The organism is Alistipes sp. cv1, assembly GCF_900240235.1.
Lineage (GTDB): Bacteria > Bacteroidota > Bacteroidia > Bacteroidales > Rikenellaceae > Alistipes_A > Alistipes_A hominis.
Genome location: NZ_OEPW01000001.1, coordinates 264,451 through 282,850 on the forward strand (window position 1 = coordinate 264,451; position 18,400 = coordinate 282,850).

The following is an 18,400-nucleotide window of genomic DNA, read 5'->3' on the forward strand; positions in this document are numbered from 1 at the left end:
AAATACGATGCTCAGAGGGAAAAAAATACTCGTCGGGGTAACGGGAAGTATCGCAGCCTACAAGGCTGCGATACTCGTCAGATTGCTGGTGCGCGAAGGAGCCGAAGTGCGGGTCGTAATGACCCCGCTGGCCAAACAGTTCATCACGCCGCTGACGCTGGCGACCCTGTGCAAACATCCCGTTCCGGTCGAATTCTTCAATCCGGAGAACGGGGAATGGAACAGCCATGTCAGTCTCGGCACGTGGGCGGACGCTTACCTGATCGCCCCGGCTACGGCCAACACGATCGCGAAAATGGCGACCGGCGTGGCGGACAACCTGCTGCTGACCACTTATCTGTCGGCGCGGTGTCCCGTTTTCGTCGCTCCGGCGATGGATCTGGACATGTACTCCCACCCTACCACGCAATACAACCTCGACTCGCTGAAAAGCTACGGCAACCAGGTGATCGAGCCCGCCGAAGGCGAACTGGCCAGCGGCCTGTCGGGCAAAGGCCGCATGGAAGAACCGGAGAAGATCGTCGCTTTCGTATCGGATTTTTTCGCCAAGAAACGCAACCTGACCGGCAAAACGATCCTCGTAACGGCCGGCCCGACGATCGAACCGATCGACCCGGTACGCTACATTTCAAACTTCTCGTCGGGCAAAATGGGGTATGCGATCGCCGCCGAGTTGAAAGAACGCGGCGCCGAAGTGATCCTCGTAACCGGTAAAACGGCCTTGACGCCGCCGGACGGCGTGCAGACGGTCGACGTGGTGACGGCCGAGCAGATGTTCCGGGCCGCTACGAAAGCTTTCGACCGATGCGACGCGGCGGTCATGTGCGCCGCCGTGGCCGACTATACGCCGCAGGCAGTCGCCGACACGAAAATCAAAAAGGAAGGATCGGCATGGAACATCGCCCTGCAGCCGACCCGGGATATCGCCGCTGCGATCGGAGCGGTCAAAGGAACGCGCCTCGTGGCCGGATTCGCGCTCGAAACCGACCACGAACGAGCCAACGCGCAATCCAAGCTGGAACGCAAAAACATGGATTTCATCGTACTGAACTCCCTGCAGGACGACGGCGCCGGATTTGGAGGCAATACCAACAAGATCACGATACTTCGCCGCGACGGAAGCGAAACCGTATTCGGGCTGAAAAGCAAAACTGAAGTAGCCGCGGACATCGTCGACGAAATCGAAGCGTTCTGGGCGCCGAAAAACGCCCGTCCCGAATAACCGAACGCTCAACAATACCTATAAACCGTCTGGATAAACTTTTGAAATCGCCATGCTGAATCGTTTGTCGGTTGAAAATTACGCGCTGATCGACCGGTTGGACATCGAACTGGCCGCCGGGCTGAATATCGTCACCGGAGAGACCGGAGCCGGAAAATCGATCCTGCTCGGGGCTCTCGGCCTGATTCTCGGTAATCGCACCGATGCCGCGGCGATTAAGAACAGCCAGCGCAACTGCGTCATCGAAGCGGAATTCGACATCGACGGATACGGACTGGAGGTATTGTTCGAATCGTTGGACATCGACTACGAAAACCGGACAATCATCCGGCGCATCGTCACGCCGGGAGGAAAAAGCCGGGCCTATGTGAACGACATTCCCGTACAGATGAACACCTTGCGCGAGATCGGCAGCCGGCTGATCGACATTCATTCGCAGCACCAAACCCTGCTGCTCGCGGACAACCGTTTCCAGACCGGTATCGTGGACAGCGTCGCTTCGCACGACGGTCTGCTGTCGCGTTACAAGGAGGCGTTCGCTGCACTGCAACAATCCGAACGCGAACTGAACCGGCTGCGGCAACAGGCTGAAGCGAACGACCGCGACCGAGAATACCTCGCCTTCCAGTCGGACGAATTGCAAAAGGCCAAACTAAAAGAGGGAGAACAGGCTGAACTCGAAGCGCAACAGACCGAATTGTCCCACGCGGCCGAAATCAAGGATACGCTGCTATGGATCTCGCAGGAGATGACCGGAGCCGATGAAAACCTGCTCGGTCGGATCAAAGAGATCGAAGTGTCGCTCGGTCGGATCGCCAGGGTCTATCCGCAGGCCGACGCCTTCTATACCCGGCTGCACAGCGCCGCGCTCGACCTGAAAGACATGGCCTCCGAGATCGCCTCCGAAGGAGATCGCTTGGAAGCCGATCCGCAACGACTCGAATCGGTGTCGCAGCGGCTCGACCTGATCTACTCGCTGCAACAAAAGCACAAGGCGGATTCCGTCGAAACGTTGCTCGCCCTACAGGACGATTACCAAAAGCGCCTCGCGCAGCTCGAAGGATCGGCGCAGGCCATCGAAACGCTATCGCGGCGGATCGGAGAGTTACGCGTAAAAGCCGCGAAGCAGGCCGCAGAAATCACCGCCGGACGCAAAAAAACCGTCCCGCACGTCGAAAAGCAGGTCAAAGAGATGCTCGCAGAACTGGGAATGCCGGCGGCCGAGTTGCGTATCGGAATCACGCCGGCAGCGGAACTGCAACCCGACGGCGCGGACGACATCCGCTTTTTGTTCACGGCCAACCGCCACATGCCGCCGCAGCCGATCGAACGAGTCGCCTCGGGCGGCGAAATGTCGCGGCTGATGCTGAGCCTCAAAGCGATCGTCGCGCACCACAGCCAACTGCCGACCATCATCTTCGACGAAATAGACACCGGCGTGTCCGGGTCGATCGCCGACCGGATGGGCGAGATCATCAGCCGCCTGTCGGACGACCTTCAGGTCGTCAACATCACGCACCTGCCGCAGATCGCCAGCAAAGGCGACCATCACTTCTTCGTATACAAAGAAGAATCCGGATTGACCACGACCACCCGCATCCGCAAACTCGATCAGCAGCAACGCATCGACGAAATCGCAAAAATGCTCAGCGGCACGGACGTCACCGCAGCCGCGCGCGAACAGGCACGGCTGCTGCTGGATATCAGGCCGGAACAGTAACCCTTCATGCTTTTCCCCCGGACAGGTTGACGTCGTACATTTTGCGGCGGCACGGGAGCGTATCGCATTTATTATGGACTCTTTAGTCGCGCCGTTTTGCTTTTTTGCCGTCGTATTTGTATATTTGCGACTTGACTACTTTCGAAATGAAACCGCTAATTTTGTAAATGAAAGAATGTAGAATTACGGTTTAAAAGACTTGATGCCATGAGTGAGAAATTATTTATTTTCGACACGACGTTGCGCGACGGAGAACAGGTTCCCGGTTGCCAGTTGAATACGATTGAAAAGATAGAAGTAGCCCGCGCCCTGGAAGAACTGGGCGTAGATATCCTGGAAGCAGGTTTCCCGATTTCGAGTCCGGGCGACTTCAATTCGGTGCGCGAAATTTCGAAGGCGGTTTCGAATCCCACGATCTGCGCGCTGACCCGCGCCGTACAGAAAGACATCGACGTAGCCGCCGACGCGCTGGCGCTGGCCAAACATAAGCGGATCCATACCGGGATCGGCGTGTCCCACTCGCATATTTACGACAAGCTCAAATCGACCCCCGAAGAGATCATCGAACGGGCCGTAGCCGCCGTGAAACACGCGAAGAAATATGTCGAAGACGTCGAATTTTACGCCGAAGACGCCGGCCGGGCCGACAACGAATACCTGGCGCGCGTCATCGAAGCGGTCATTAAAGCGGGCGCTACGGTGGTCAATATCCCCGACACGACCGGATACTGCCTGCCGCAAGAGTACGGGCGGAAAATCAAATACCTGATGGAAAACGTCGGCAACATCCACAAGGCGATCATCTCGACGCACTGCCACAACGACCTCGGAATGGCGACGGCCAACACGCTGGAAGCCGTCATCAACGGCGCCCGCCAAGCTGAAGTGACGATCAACGGGATCGGCGAACGCGCCGGCAACACCTCGCTCGAAGAGGTGGTAATGGCACTGCGCTGCCACAAGCACTTGAATGTCGATACGTCGATCAATTCGAAATTGTTGACTTCGACCAGCCGCATGGTAGCCAGCATGATGAACATGCCGGTACAGGCCAACAAGGCGATCGTCGGACGCAACGCCTTCGCCCACTCGTCGGGAATCCACCAGGACGGCGTGCTGAAAAGCCGCGAAAGCTACGAGATCATCAATCCGGTCGATGTCGGACTGGACGAATCGGTGATCGCCCTGACGGCCCGCAGCGGCCGCGCGGCGCTGAACCACCGGCTCGAACTGCTCGGATTCAAACTCGAACAGAAAGAACTGGACGAAGTATACGCCAAGTTCCTCGAACTGGCCGACAAGAAGAAGGACGTCCGCGACGACGACCTGCTCTATCTGGTCGGGGCCGCCACCGGCGAAAAGGTCGGCAAGCGGATCAAACTGAAATACCTGCAAATCCTGACCGGCACGCTGATCCCCACCGCGACGGTCATCGTCAAGATCGGCGACAGCGAACGCACGGCCACCTGCACCGGAAACGGCCCGGTGGACGCGGCGGTCAAAGCGATCAAAACGCTGATCAACGAAACGGTACAGATCACCGAATTCCTGATCCAGGCGATGAACAAGGGCAGCGACGACGTAGGCCGCGTACACGTACAGGTCAAATGCGGGTCGATGCTGGTCCACGGTTTTTCGGCTAATACGGACGTCGTAAAAGCGGCCGTCGAAGCTTTCGTGGACGGACTGAACCTGCTCAATGTAACGGAAAAAACAGAATAATCATAAACACACGAAAATGGGAAAAACACTTTTTGACAAAGTTTGGGATGCACACGTAGTCCGTCAGTTGGACGGCGGCCGCAGCGTATTATATATCGACCGTCATTATATTCACGAAGTAACCTCGCCGGTCGCTTTTCTGGGACTCAAAAACCGCGGGATCAAAGTAGCCCGGCCGCAGCAGACGACCGGAACGCCGGATCACAACGTGCCGACCCTGAACCAGGATCGACCCGTCGCCGAAGAACAGAGCCGCAAACAGCTCGAATCGTTCAGCCGCAACTGCGAGGAGAACGGTGTGGAATACTTCAAGCTGGGCAGTCCCGGACACGGTGTCGTGCATATCGTCGGGCCCGAACAGGGGATCACTCAGCCCGGCATGACGATCGTATGCGGCGACAGCCACACCTCGACGCACGGGGCTTTCGGCGCCGTCGCATTCGGAATCGGCACGTCGGAAGTCGAAATGGTATTCGCTTCGCAGTGCATCCTGCAGCCGAAGCCCAAAACAATGCGCATTACCGTGAACGGCAAGCGCGGCAAAGGGGTGACGGCCAAAGACATCGTCCTGTACATCATCTCGAAGATATCGGCGTCGGGCGGAACGGGACATTTTATCGAGTTCGCCGGCGAAGCGATCCGCGACCTGTCGATGGAAGAGCGGATGACCGTCTGCAATATGAGCATCGAATGCGGCGCGCGCGGCGGCATCATCGCCCCCGACCAAACGACGTTCGACTACGTGAAAGGCCGCAACCGAGCCCCGCAGGGAGCCGATTTCGACAAAGCCGTAGCCGCCTGGAAAGAACTTTATTCGGATCAGGACGCGCATTTCGACACCGAATACGCGTTCGACGCCGCCGATATCGAGCCGATGATCACGTACGGTACGAACCCGGGCATGGGAATGGGCATTACCGGCACGATTCCGTCGGGCGAAGGACTCAGCGGCAGCGACAAGGTCAGCTTCGACAAATCGCTGAATTACATGGGCTTCCACAGCGGCGAGAAGATGCTCGGCAAAAAGGTCGATTACGTGTTTCTGGGTAGTTGCACCAACGGTCGGATCGAGGACTTCCGGCAGTTCGCCAACGCCGTGAAAGGCCGCAAGAAAGCGCCGAACGTAACCGCATGGCTCGTTCCGGGTTCGAAGATGGTCGAAGCGCAGGCCAAAGCCGAAGGACTGGAAACGATCCTGAACGAAGCCGGTTTCGAACTGCGACAGCCCGGTTGCTCGGCCTGCCTGGCGATGAACGCGGACAAAATTCCTTCGGGCATGTACAGCGTATCGACCTCGAACCGCAATTTCGAGGGACGCCAGGGTCCGGGAGCCCGCACGATGCTGGCGGGACCGCTGGTAGCCGCCGCCGCCGCCGTAACCGGCGTGATCTCCGATCCGCGCGAAGTATTCAACCTTTAATCCGATAACAAGCACGAGGTGCATAATTTTCAAATACCATGGCTATTCCAAAATTCACGAAATTAACGACTACGGCCTGTCCGCTGAATATAGAGAACGTCGATACCGACCAGATCATTCCCGCCCGCTTCCTGAAAGCGGTCGAACGCAAAGGCTTCGGGGACAATTTGTTCCGCGACTGGCGTTACGATAAGGCCGGCAACAAGGTGGACTCCTTCCCGCTGAACGATCCGAAATTCGGCGGCGAGATCCTGGTGGCCGCAAAAAACTTCGGCTGCGGTTCGTCGCGCGAACATGCCGCGTGGGCGATTTTCGACTACGGATTCCGGGTGGTGGTATCAAGCTTTTTCGCCGATATTTTCCGCAACAACGCGCTGAACAACGGCCTGGTAATGGTACAGGTCAGCGACGAGTTCTTAAACAAAATATTCGCCGCCATCGCTGCCGATCCGAAGGCTCAATTCGAAGTCGACCTGCCGAATCAGACCTTCACGATCTGCTCGACCGGCGAAAAAACTTCGTTCGAAATCGACGGATACAAAAAAGAATGCCTGTTGAACGGGTACGACGACGTAGACTATCTGTTGAGCATCCAAGACGATATCGCCCGTTTCGAAAAGGCCCGGGCCTAACTTCCTTACGCTTATGGTAAAAGAGATTGAGATACTCGATACGACGTTGCGCGACGGCGAACAGACCTCCGGGGTTTCGTTCGCGGTACGCGAAAAACTCAGTATGGCCCGCCTGCTGCTCGACGAACTGCACGTAAACCGGATTGAAATCGCTTCGGCACGGGTGTCGGAGGGCGAATTCGAATCGGTGCGCAGGATTGCGCAGTGGGCTGCCGCACGCGGGTATCTGGATCGTGTGGAAGTACTGGGATTCGTCGACAACGGGGTATCGTTGAAATGGATCGCAGACGCCGGCTGCCGGGTAGTCAACCTACTGGCGAAAGGCTCGCGCCGTCATTGCGAACTTCAACTGCGCAAAACCCCGCAGCAACACTTCGCCGATATCAAAACGGCCATCGCGCAAGCGACCGAAATGGGCATCGCGGTCAACATCTATCTGGAAGACTGGTCGAACGGGATGCGTTTTTCGCCCGACTACGTTTACGAGATGGTCGATACGCTGAAAAGAGAGCCTATCCGGCGCTTTATGATTCCCGACACGCTCGGGGTGCTGAACCCGGACGACTGCTACGCTTTTTGCCGCGACATGGTGGAACGCTATCCGGAGCTGCATTTCGACTTCCACGCGCACAACGACTACGATCTGGCGGTCGCCAACGTCGCCGCAGCCGTCAAAGCCGGAGTGCAGGGCATCCATACGACCGTCAACGGATTGGGCGAACGGGCCGGGAATGCGCCGCTGTCGAGCGTGATCGCCGTGTTGAACGACCACCTGAAAGTGCGTAATACGATCGTCGAGAAGAGCATCAACCACGTCAGCCGGATAGTGGAAACCTACACGGGCATCCACATCCCGGCCAACGAACCGGTCGTCGGCGAAAACGTATTCACGCAGTGCGCCGGCATCCATGCCGACGGGGACAATAAGGACAACCTGTACTACAACGACCTGTTGCCCGAACGGTTCGGACGGGTGCGCGAATACGCGCTCGGAAAGATGTCGGGCAAGGCGAATATCAAAAAAAATCTCGATACGCTGGGCATCGACCTCGACGAGGAAGCGATGCGCAAAGTGACCGAACGGATCATCGAACTGGGCGACAAGAAACAGGCCGTAACGTCGGAAGACCTGCCTTACATCATCGCGGACATCCTGAAACAGGACGTTTACGACGTAAAGGTGCATATCCTGAATTACAATCTGTCTCTGTCGTATGGCCTTAGGCCGGTGGCGACCGTGAAAATCCGGATCAACGATCGGGATTACGAGGAAACCTCGTCGGGAGACGGGCAGTACGACGCATTCATGCGGGCCATCCGGAAAATCTACAAGGAGCAACTGAAACGCGATTTCCCGATGCTGGTCAACTATTCGGTATCGATTCCTCCGGGAGGACGCACCGACGCTTTCGTCCAGACCTACATCACGTGGGAATACCGCGGCGAAACGTTCAAGACCCGCGGGCTGGACGCCGACCAGACGGAAGCCGCTATCAAGGCGACGCTCAAAATGTTGAACAAAGTCGAAAACATCCTCAATCAACAGTCGTCCGGCGAAAATTAATAACCGGAATCCCGCAAAACCGAAACGGGCGGCCCCTCAAGATTGGGCCGCCCGTTTTATCTGGTGAACAAACCATACAGCAAAGCATTCAAGGCTTCCGGTAATCCTTACGCAAACTGCTTTTCCGCTCCGTCGGGAAGTCGTCGGGGACCCGCTGACGGACTTTCCCGGTAGCGGCCCATTCCGACCCGCGCAGCAACAACGTTTGAAACCCCGTGCACTGCATGGCCGGATTGTCTTCGAGACTCGGTCCCGCATGACCGATCATCAAGTGAAATATGCGGGCTTTCCCGTAATCGACGGTAAAAACCAACGGCTCTTCGCGTCCGGAACCTCCTCGTCCGGGATCGGCATAGGCCGTGTACAGCAATTCCGCGACATTGGCCGGACCGCGCATCCGATCGTACAGCTCGTCGGTCGCATGTATCCACCGCCCGGGCAATCCCCGGACAACCGGATGTTCGGCATTACGGCCATTCATCGAGTATTCGCGCTGTTCGCCGTGCGAGCCTCCGGGCCCCTTCGTCGTGTCTCTTACCAAACTTCCGTCCTTCCAGTACAGGTACGGGCCGGAACGCTCGTCGCGACCTCCCCAACCTCCGAGAGCGGCAATACGATTAAATTCCTCCCAATCGGGAAAAGCATTGTCGGCGGCGTGGTAGAGCACCACTCCGCCTCCGTCGCGGACATAATCCAGAAAACGCCGCTCGGTCGAAGCGCTCCAGCGGTCTCCGTTATAATCCAGGATCACCACCCGATAGGCGCTAAAATCGGGATCGAAAGCATCCATATCGCCGCCCTGCGGCGGAGAAACCGCCAGATCGACGGCAAACAGTCCGGAATTTTGCAGGATGGCCTGCAACGCCCGGTGGCTGACGGGCCAGTTGTGGTTATTCTGCCCGGTGACGATCAACGCCCGGATCGGTCTGCGGGCGCAGGACACACCGGGAAAACAGACGACGCATACCAGCAGCAGCGCAGCCTTCAAAATCGTTTTTCTATACATAAGGTTAACGTTCAGGTGATTCCTAAAGATAGCGAAAGGGAGCCGGAATCCGCCTCCCTTTGCCGGTAAGTCCTCCGGATTACAGTTCGCGGATCCAGATATTGCGGAAACGCACCGGATTCAAATGATCCTGCAAGATGATCGGGCCCTTGCCGTGCGCGACGATCCGCGGGAAACCGATAAACTCGGTCGTTCCGAGAATCATCGTATTGTTCTGCACCAAAACACCGTTATGCAGCACGGTAATGCGCCCGTGCGATTGCAGCGAGCCGTCCTCCTTGAAACGCGGAGCGGTATAGATAATATCGTAAGTATTCCATTTGCCCGGTTTCTGGCAGGCGTTCACCAGCGGCGGAGTCTGCTTATAGATACTCCCGGCCTGGCCGTTCGCATAGGTTTCGTTCTGGTAGTTGTCGAGAATCTGCACTTCGTACATGCCTTGCATAAACACGCCGCTGTTGCCGCGTCCCTGGCTTTCGCCGACGATTTCGGTCGGTGCGCTCCACTCGAGGTGCAACTGGAAGTCGCCGAAATCCTTTTTCGTGCGGATGCTGCCGGAGTGCGGCTTGACGGTCATGATCCCATTCTCGATCTGCCAGCCGACGGGCTTGCCCTCCTCGCAGTTTACCCATTCGCTGATCGCGTTGTCTTTCAGCCCCAGCAGAACGACGGCGTCGGACGGCGGCGCAACCACCGCATTGTCCATATCCGGAGGCGTAACGATTTTCGGTTGCGGCGTCCAGAACTCGGACATGTCGTGCGTCATCGGCGCGGGATCGGGGTATTTTTTGGCATCCTGACCGGCGGCGCCCGCGCATACCCCCACGCACCAGGCACTCAACAATAATAAATGTTTCATTTTTTAATGTATTGGTTAATGTTCGGTAAATGTTCCGCTCATTCGGCCGGCGTTTCCGTAGTTCCGGAATCGTCCGGGTTATCCGGATCATCGGGATTATCCGGATCGTCGGGTTGTTCAGGCTCTTCGGGCTCGGGATCCGGTTCCGGCGGCTTGACAGGATTCAGGATTACCCGGATCCGGTCGTGACGACGGTTGTTTCCGGTATTGGCCGGATGCGTGTAAAGCAGTTTCAGAGCGACCGTATCGGGCTTCAGCAGCGTCTCCGGATAAATCTTCAATACGATCTCCGAACGCAGCGTATCGGCAGTCACGAACCGCACGACCGAATTAACCAACTGATAGTTGTCGGGATCGACGGCCGTAGTGTATTCCGGCAGCACCTCGAAAGCGAGGGTGTCGACGGCATATTCGACTCCTCCCAGGCGGTAGACATAAATGGGCTGCTCGACGGGAACCCGCAACGACGTATCGACATCGACCGTCTGGGTCGCCGTCCGGAACCAATAAACATCCGTAACAAAACTCGAATCGTCCGTCTTATCGCACCCTCCTGAGAGAAAAATAAAAATCAGGACGGCACCAAGCATCCATTTTCCTTTCATAAACTCCATTTTTGCAACCGCAGAAATACGTATCCGGCAGCTTTTGCCCCGGTTGCCGGATACGTCCGCCGGATGACGAACCAAAGTTACAACTAATTCATTAAAATCTTACAAAACCCGAATTTGTTTTTCTTTTTCGCGAATTTTAACCGTTAAACCCGTAAATCGGAACAGGATTGCAAAAAAATGGATAGCTCATGAAAAAAAATGCCTCGCAAAAGGTCTAATATTGCACGTAGGAAAAGTTGATAAACCGGTAAGCGTATGGCGGAACGAAATCGAACGGCTTAAGCAAATTGGTTCTCAGCGAAAAAGGTTAATGTTAAGGTTAGTTTTAGGTTAGGTTAGCTGCGATGCAGTTAGGTAAAGTTGGGTTAAGTTAGGTTGGGTCCGGTATTTATACCGGACCTTTTTTGTATATTTGACATCCGAATCGTTTTTCAGAATCGACTTATACCATATCTGTAATCCGTATATTGTTTCAAACCCGAACCGACATGATCAAAAAAACCTTCCGGTCGATCGCACCGCTCGTTTTCGCGATGCTGGCATGGAGCGTCAACGCCCAAACTTACCGCCCGATCGCCGGCTTCTCCGCCGAAACGAACCGGAAACTGGAATCGTTTCTGAACTCCACCCGCACGATGAAAGAACGCAAGGTAGCCGTTTTCGACTGCGACGGCACGCTGCTCGGCCAAACGCCGTACTACCTCGCCGACGAAGCCACTTACGATTTCGCCCGTAAAAATTACGAAGGCAAAAAGGATGAAAATTCGAAAACGAAGTGGGCGGTCTGCCGGCAGTTGATCGACGGGGACAACGTCACTTTCTCCTACATCGAAAATTACATCCGGTTCTATGCCGGAATGACTCCCGACGAGATGTGCCGGGTCGGCTGGGAGTGTTTCCACGACAAATTCCAGCGGAAATTTTATCCGGAGATGAAAGAACTGCTCGGAAACCTCGAGGAATACGGCATCGAAATCTGGGTGATTACGGCCTCTCCTGAACTATTGTACCAGCGGTTTATCCACGAAGAGCTGGGGATTCCGGTCGACCGGATCATCGGAGTCAAATCCTGCATCCGCGACGGGATCGTCACCGACGAAACGGTGCGTCCGATCCCGCAGGACGCCGGTAAAGCCGAAGCGCTCAACACCTTTATTAAGGCCCGGCCGATCCTGGTCGGTGGCAACTCGCGCGGAGACATGGAGATGATGCTCGAATCGGTCGGTCTGCGCGTGATCGTCAACCCGGACGACACGAAACCCGAAGAGGCGATGGGCGGCAAAACGGTAAAGGCTTTCTGGGAAACGGACCCGAATACGATCGCCGTCCGCTGCAACGACGTGCCGGACGAAGGTTACGACTGGGCATGTAAGGCATACGGAATTCCGCAAAACCGCACCAATTCTGCAATTCAATAACGCAAATCCGATACGACCCATGAAAAACACAATCCTCGTTTTCTTATTATGCAGTCTACTGGCGCCTGCTACGCACGGCAGCGCCCGAAATCCGGAATCCGAAAAAGACACGTACACGAATCCGGTACGGACGACCGACGGAGAAGTGTTGCAAGTCGCCGACCCGTTCGTATACGAATACAAAGGTACCTATTACATGACCGGAACCACGGCCGGAGACTGCGGTTTCGATTACTATACCTCGAAAGACCTCGTGACGTGGGAATACGGGGGGCCGCTGTTTCGCAAATCGGCCGGGCATTTCGGCGCCGGGGCATTCTGGGCTCCGGAGGTAAAGTACTATAAAGGAAAATTCTACATGACGTACAGTTGCCTGAACGCCGAACGGGGCGTACTGTTGTCGTGCCTGGCCGTCAGCGACACGCCGGACGGGCCGTTCGAAGAACTTTATACGCCGTGGTTCGACCTGGGATATTCGGCCATCGATTGCCATATTTTCGTGGACGACGACAAAGCGAAAACGCCCTACCTGTACTTCAGCAAAAACGGAAATCAGGACGGTTATGGATACGGAGAGAACTACGTCGTGGAACTGAAAAAGGATCTTTCGGGAATGGTCGGCGAACCGCGGCTGGTCTCACGTGCATCGCAACCGTGGGAAAAAGTGCGCTGGAACGTAAACCGTTGCAACGAAGGGGTCACCGTCATCAAAAAAGGGAAAACCTATTATATGACCTACTCGGCCAACGACACCGGATTCGAGTTCTACGGAATCGGGATCGCGACGGCCCCCCACCCGCTCGGCCCGTGGACGAAATACGACGACAACCCGCTGATGACGACCGACCTGAGTAAAGGAGTATCGTCTCCGGGACACAACTCGATCGTCCGAACGAAGGACGGGAAACTATGGATCGTCTATCATCGCCATACCGATCCCGCCTGTCCGAAGCCGTCGTTCGACCGGGTGGTGTGCATCGACCGGCTGTTCTTCGACAAAAACGGCAAACTGAAGACGGACGGCCCGACTTCGACGCCGCAGCCGGTACCGTAAAATCGATCGCATATACGTTATCGTTTTAATCCGATTTTTATTAACTTTACCCAATAGACCATCTGGAAATGAAAAAATCACTGTTTATTGCCGGCCTGCTGGCTTGCGGCACGCTTTACGGACAAAACCCGATCGTTCCGCCGGGAGTATACCTGGCCGATCCCGAAGGACACCAATGGAAGGACGGGAAACTGTACCTCTACGTTTCGCGCGACGAAAGCCCGGACTACTACTGTTCGTGGAGTTACGACCTGCTGTCGACATCCGACCTGAAAAACTGGAAGATCACCAAAAACGCTTTCGCCTCGAAGGGGCCGAACGACCAGGTTCCGTACAGCGACGGCGAACTCTACGCTTCGGACGCCGCTTACAAAAACGGCAAATACTATTTATATTACAGTATGCGGGACGCGATCGACGAAGGCGTGGCTGTATCGGACTCGCCCGACGGACCGTTCAAAAACGGTCAGCCGATGAAAGGTATTTCGCAGATCGACCCGGCGGTCTTCGTCGACGACGACGGACAGGCGTACCTCTACTGGGGGCAATTCTCGGCCAAAGGGGCCAAACTGAAAGACAACATGCTGGAAGTGGACACTACGACGATAGTAGACGGACTGGTCACTGAAAAAGATCACTTTTTCCACGAAGGCAGCAGTATGCGCAAGCGCAACGGAATCTATTACATGGTTTACGCTCACCTGCGCAAAGGACGTCCGACCTGCATCGGCTATGCGACGTCGAAATCGCCGCTCGGACCGTTCAAATACGGCGGCGTAATCGTCGATAACGCCGGATGCGATCCCGAATCGTGGAACAACCACGGCTCGATCTGCGAGTTCAACGGACAATGGTACGTACTCTACCACCGGACGACGAACGGCGCTCGGTCGATGCGCAAAGCCTGTATGGAACCGATCACATTCAACGAAGACGGAAGCATCAACGAAGTGGAAATGACCTCTCAGGGAGCCGGCGATCCGCTGAACGCATTCGACAAAACCGGGGCGGAACGGGCGTGTCTGCTGTGGGGAAATACGCGGATACGCCTCTGCGCACCGGATAACGAAGAACTGAGCGGCATACAGAACGAAAATTACGCCGTCTATAAATACCTCGATTTCGGAGACGGGGCCGACAGCTTTACGGTGGACGTCACCCCGAAAGCCGGAGGCAAGATCGAAGTATGGATCGACAACCTGTGGACCCCGCCGGTAGGCGTCGTCGATGTTCCGGCGTCGGACGACGGGAAACCGGTCACGCTGACCGCAAAAATACAGCCTGTCAAGGGGGTACATGCCCTGACGCTGCGTTTCACCGGCGACAAAGACGCAGACGAGTTGTTTACGGTCGACGCGTTCCGTTTCGGAAAGCAGTAGACGACCCGATACGACCGGAACAGCCGGAGTCGGACTCCGGCTGTTCCTTTAACCTGCAAACCTACGACCTTAAAACCTAATCTATGAAAAAACTCTACCTAAGCATCTTACTGGCAACTGCTCTGACGACGCCGCAAACGCTGTTTTGCGCTCCCCCCGCGACGCGCCCGCAGACATGGACGGCGCAGGATGCACTGGGACGCACGATCGGATCGACCGAACAGTACGGCGCTCCGAGACCGGGCAAAACGGTCGGCATGTTCTTCGTCATCTGGCACGGCACGAGCGGTTACGACACCTACATGAAGCAATTGCCCGACGAAGGCGTCCGCATTCCGCAGCCGACCGATACGCTGAGTCCGTACGACAACCAGAAACTGATGACCGAAAATCCGCAGAATCCGCAATACGGACCGCAGTGGGTATTCCATCACTGGGGAGAACCCTACCTGGGTTACTACCTGGCCGACGACGATTGGGTAATCCGCAAACACGCGCAAATGCTGACCGATGCGGGCGTGGACGTCATCATCGTCGACCTGACCAATGCGGTGATCTACCTGCCGCAGTTGAAAAACCTCTGCAAAGTATATACGCAGATCCGGGAAGCAGGCGGAAGAACCCCGCAACTGTCATTCATCTTCAACACGCAGGCCCGGGAGACCGTCCAACGTCTGTACGACAATTTTTACGCAAAAGGACTGTACAAAGATCTATGGTTCTACTGGAAAGGGAAACCGCTGATCCTATGCCCTCCGCAGGACGTAACGCCGCAGTTCGCCGACTTTTTCACGATCCGGCATTCGTGGTTCTGCTCGCTTCCGGAGTGGGAGTGGTTCGGCGACGGACGCGACAAATGGCCGTGGGCCGACTACTATCCGCAGAATGCGGGCTGGCACGAATCGCCCGATAAGCCGGAAGCGGTTTCGGTCGCTCCGGCCACCCACCCGATCACCGACGGAGGACGCGTACGCCGCGTCGGACGCAGCTACCACAACGGACAGCAACCCGACAAGGCGCATCAACATTCGGAGCAGGGGCTCTGTTTCGCCGAACAGTTCTCGCGAGCAATGGAGCTCGATCCGGAATTTGTCTTCTTCGCCGGATGGAACGAATGGACGGCGATCCGGATCATCGACCACAACGACTTTCTCAAGTGCGGCGACCGGGATCTGAAAGAGGGTGACACTTATTTTTGGGATCTCTACAACCACGAATACAGCCGCGACATCGAACCGCTGCGCGGCGGGTTCGGCGACAACTACTACTACCAGCTCTGCGACTTTATCCGCCGCTACAAAGGCGTGGAACCGATCGAGGTACATTCGGACATTCACCGAATCGACCCGGGCGACATGACGACCTGGCAGCAGGTCAAAGCCGTTTACGCGGACGACCGGGGCGACACGTTCCACCGCAACCACATCGGTTACGGACGGATCGGACAGTTGATCAATACGACCGGACGCAACGACATCGTCGAAGCGAAAATGGCCAACGACGGAAAAACGCTGTGGTTCTACGTCCGCACCGACCGGCCGATCACGTCCTGCACCGACCCGAAATGGATGCGGCTGTTCATCGACGTGAAAGGCTCCGGGCTGCCCGACTGGGAAGGATTCCAGTATGCGGTCGGAAATCCGGCCGCCGACGGATCGAAAACCGCGCTGTCGCGGTCGCGCAACGGATGGAATTGGGAAAAGATCGCCGACCTGGATTACCGCGTCTCGGACAACGAAATGGTCGTTGCGGTTCCGTTCGCCGCAATCGGAGTGAAAAATCCGAAGAACTTCACCGTGGATTTCAAGTGGATCGACAACGCGGTCGATCAGGGAGACATCCAGCAGTGCCTCTCGGACGGAGACGCCGCGCCCAACGGACGGTTCAGATACCGATACGCCTTCAGCAGATAACCCGGCAAACAAACCCAACAAACCTATCTATGAAAACGATAAAATTCAGAATACTACGCCTCGTCTGCTTGCTGAGTATAACGGGCGGGGCGGCTGCGGCGCAGGTCGTGCCGCCGACCTGGACGGCGCAGGACGCGCTGGGACGCACGATCGGCACGGACGCTCAGTACGGAAAACCGCGTCCGGGCAAAACGGTCGGCATGTTCTTCGTCGTCTGGCACGGTGCGCACGGATACGACCACTACGAAGCGCGCCCCGACATGGATGTGATCGTCCCCGGCAAAAACGACACGCTGAGTCCGTACGACATCCAGAAATTGCTGGACGAGCGTCCGGACGACCCGCAGTACGGACCGGTCGGGGCTTTCCACCACTGGGGCGAACCCTACCTGGGCTATTACGTCGCCAACGACGAGTGGGTCATCCGCAAACACGCGCAAATGCTTTCCGACGCCGGCGTGGACGTTATCATCATCGACATGACCAACGAAGTGATCTATCTGCCGATCGTGACCAAGCTGATGGAAGTTTACCGGAAAATGCGCAGCGAAGGAAACCGGACGCCGCAGATCTCGTGCGTATTCCACACGCTGCTGCCCAACGGCAAAGAGACGCTGAAAAAGATGTACGACAACATCTATTCGAAAGGACTGTACGAAGAACTGTGGTTCCGCTGGCAGGGCAAACCGCTGGTATTCTGCCCCCGGGAAGCGCTGACTCCGGAAATGGATGCGTTTTTCACGACGCGCCACTGCTGGTTCGACTCGCGGGAACCCTGGTTCCGCGACGGCCAGCGCTGCTGCCCCTGGGCGGACTACTATCCGCAGAACTACGGATGGGACGAAGACCCGAACGTCGCCGAAATGATGTCGGTCGCTCCCGCCACCCATCCTACCGATCGCCGGGATCGCGTACAGAGGATCGGCCGAAGCTTTCACAACGGCCGCCAACCGCTGACCGAAGCGGAACAACGCTCCGGCGAAGGACTCCATTTCAACGAACAGTTTTCGCGGGCCATGGAGGTCGATCCGGATTTCCTGTTCTTCACCGGATGGAACGAATGGAGCGCGATGCGCTTCATCAATCAGGGCGAGATCCTGACCCTGGCAAATAACGAGTGTAAAATCGGAGACAGCTATTTCTGCGACGACTACAATCACGAATACAGCCGCGACATCGAACCGCTGCGCGGCGGGTTCGGCGACAACTACTACTACCAGCTCTGCGACTTCATCCGCCGCTACAAAGGCGTGGAACCGATCGAGGTACATTCGGACATTCACCGAATCGACCCGGGCGACATGACGACCTGGCAGCAGGTCAAAGCCGTTTACGCGGACGACCGGGGCGACACGTTCCACCGCGACCACTTCGGTTACGGACGGATCGGACAGTTGATCAATACGACCGGACGCAACGACATCGTCGAAGCGAAAATGGCCAACGACGGAAAAACGCTGTGGTTCTACGTCCGCACCGACCGGCCGATCACGCCCTGCACCGACCCGAAATGGATGCGGCTGTTCATCGACGTGAAAGGCTCCGGGCTGCCCGACTGGGAAGGATTCCAGTATGCGGTCGGAAATCCGGCCGCCGACGGATCGAAAACCGCGCTGTCGCGGTCGCGCAACGGATGGAATTGGGAAAAGATCGCCGACTTGGATTACCGCGTCTCGGACAACGAAATGGTCGTTGCGGTTCCGTTCGCCGCGATCGGAATGAAAAATCCGAAGAGCTTCACCGTGGATTTCAAGTGGATCGACAACGCGGTCGACCAGGGAGACATCCAACAGTGCCTCTCGGACGGAGACGCCGCGCCCAACGGACGGTTCAGATACCGATATATTTTCGAACAACAACCTGATAAAACCCGATAA

At 56.5% G+C, this 18,400-nt stretch carries 14 protein-coding genes; 11 read left to right on the plus strand and 3 right to left on the minus strand.

The window, feature by feature from the left end; genetic code table 11:
• Nucleotides 1-7 precede the first annotated feature (7 nt).
• The 6 genes from coaBC to C1A08_RS01175 all read left to right on the plus strand — a co-directional run bounded on the left by coaBC (nucleotide 8) and on the right by C1A08_RS01175 (nucleotide 8,280).
• Complete coding sequence (gene coaBC / locus C1A08_RS01150; protein WP_101570810.1) at nucleotides 8-1,222, plus strand: bifunctional phosphopantothenoylcysteine decarboxylase/phosphopantothenate--cysteine ligase CoaBC; 1,215 nt, start codon at nucleotides 8-10, stop codon at nucleotides 1,220-1,222.
• A gap of 52 nt (nucleotides 1,223-1,274) precedes the next feature.
• The gene (recN, locus tag C1A08_RS01155) at nucleotides 1,275-2,942 is read left to right on the plus strand and encodes a DNA repair protein RecN (RefSeq protein WP_101570812.1); all 1,668 of its coding nucleotides are present in this window, start codon (nucleotides 1,275-1,277) and stop codon (nucleotides 2,940-2,942) included.
• A gap of 207 nt (nucleotides 2,943-3,149) precedes the next feature.
• Nucleotides 3,150-4,664 (plus strand): 2-isopropylmalate synthase, encoded by a 1,515-nt coding sequence (locus C1A08_RS01160; protein ID WP_055203916.1) that lies wholly within the window; start codon nucleotides 3,150-3,152, stop codon nucleotides 4,662-4,664.
• A 16-nt stretch (nucleotides 4,665-4,680) separates the two neighbouring features.
• Nucleotides 4,681-6,084 carry a 3-isopropylmalate dehydratase large subunit gene (gene leuC / locus C1A08_RS01165; RefSeq protein ID WP_055203914.1) on the plus strand — a complete coding sequence of 468 codons (1,404 nt, stop codon included), beginning with the start codon at nucleotides 4,681-4,683 and terminating at the stop codon, nucleotides 6,082-6,084.
• Between the two features lie 38 nt (nucleotides 6,085-6,122).
• Entirely contained in the window at nucleotides 6,123-6,716 is a 594-nt protein-coding gene (leuD, locus tag C1A08_RS01170) for a 3-isopropylmalate dehydratase small subunit (RefSeq protein ID WP_055203912.1), read from the plus strand.
• A 13-nt stretch (nucleotides 6,717-6,729) separates the two neighbouring features.
• Nucleotides 6,730-8,280 carry an alpha-isopropylmalate synthase regulatory domain-containing protein gene (locus C1A08_RS01175; protein WP_101570814.1) on the plus strand — a complete coding sequence of 517 codons (1,551 nt, stop codon included), beginning with the start codon at nucleotides 6,730-6,732 and terminating at the stop codon, nucleotides 8,278-8,280.
• Between the two features lie 88 nt (nucleotides 8,281-8,368).
• On the opposite strand, the gene C1A08_RS01180 is transcribed toward C1A08_RS01175, so the two are convergent.
• The 3 genes from C1A08_RS01180 to C1A08_RS13190 form a co-directional block, all read right to left on the minus strand.
• Nucleotides 8,369-9,286, minus strand: a complete 918-nt coding sequence (locus C1A08_RS01180) for a ThuA domain-containing protein (RefSeq protein ID WP_101570816.1) — start codon at nucleotides 9,284-9,286, stop codon at nucleotides 8,369-8,371.
• A gap of 79 nt (nucleotides 9,287-9,365) precedes the next feature.
• Nucleotides 9,366-10,145 carry a 3-keto-disaccharide hydrolase gene (locus tag C1A08_RS01185; protein ID WP_055203906.1) on the minus strand — a complete coding sequence of 260 codons (780 nt, stop codon included), beginning with the start codon at nucleotides 10,143-10,145 and terminating at the stop codon, nucleotides 9,366-9,368.
• A 38-nt stretch (nucleotides 10,146-10,183) separates the two neighbouring features.
• On the minus strand, nucleotides 10,184-10,750 hold the full coding sequence (locus C1A08_RS13190; RefSeq protein WP_153498012.1) for a hypothetical protein: 567 nt from the start codon (nucleotides 10,748-10,750) through the stop codon (nucleotides 10,184-10,186).
• Between the two features lie 497 nt (nucleotides 10,751-11,247).
• Here C1A08_RS13190 and C1A08_RS01195 point away from each other — a divergent pair, with 497 nt between their 5' ends.
• The 5 genes from C1A08_RS01195 (at nucleotide 11,248) to C1A08_RS01215 (ending at nucleotide 18,400) form a co-directional block, all read left to right on the plus strand.
• Complete coding sequence (locus C1A08_RS01195; RefSeq protein WP_101570820.1) at nucleotides 11,248-12,177, plus strand: HAD family hydrolase; 930 nt, start codon at nucleotides 11,248-11,250, stop codon at nucleotides 12,175-12,177.
• 19 nt (nucleotides 12,178-12,196) lie between these two features.
• The gene (locus tag C1A08_RS01200; protein ID WP_101570822.1) at nucleotides 12,197-13,231 is read left to right on the plus strand and encodes a glycoside hydrolase family 43 protein; all 1,035 of its coding nucleotides are present in this window, start codon (nucleotides 12,197-12,199) and stop codon (nucleotides 13,229-13,231) included.
• Between the two features lie 68 nt (nucleotides 13,232-13,299).
• Nucleotides 13,300-14,610: a family 43 glycosylhydrolase gene (locus C1A08_RS01205; RefSeq protein ID WP_101570824.1), complete on the plus strand. Its 1,311-nt coding sequence runs from the start codon at nucleotides 13,300-13,302 to the stop codon at nucleotides 14,608-14,610.
• Between the two features lie 83 nt (nucleotides 14,611-14,693).
• A complete protein-coding gene (locus C1A08_RS01210; protein WP_101570826.1) occupies nucleotides 14,694-16,523 on the plus strand; it encodes a hypothetical protein in 1,830 nt (609 codons plus the stop codon).
• Nucleotides 16,524-16,552: 29 nt separating this feature from the next.
• Nucleotides 16,553-18,400 (plus strand): hypothetical protein, encoded by a 1,848-nt coding sequence (locus C1A08_RS01215; protein WP_145996491.1) that lies wholly within the window; start codon nucleotides 16,553-16,555, stop codon nucleotides 18,398-18,400.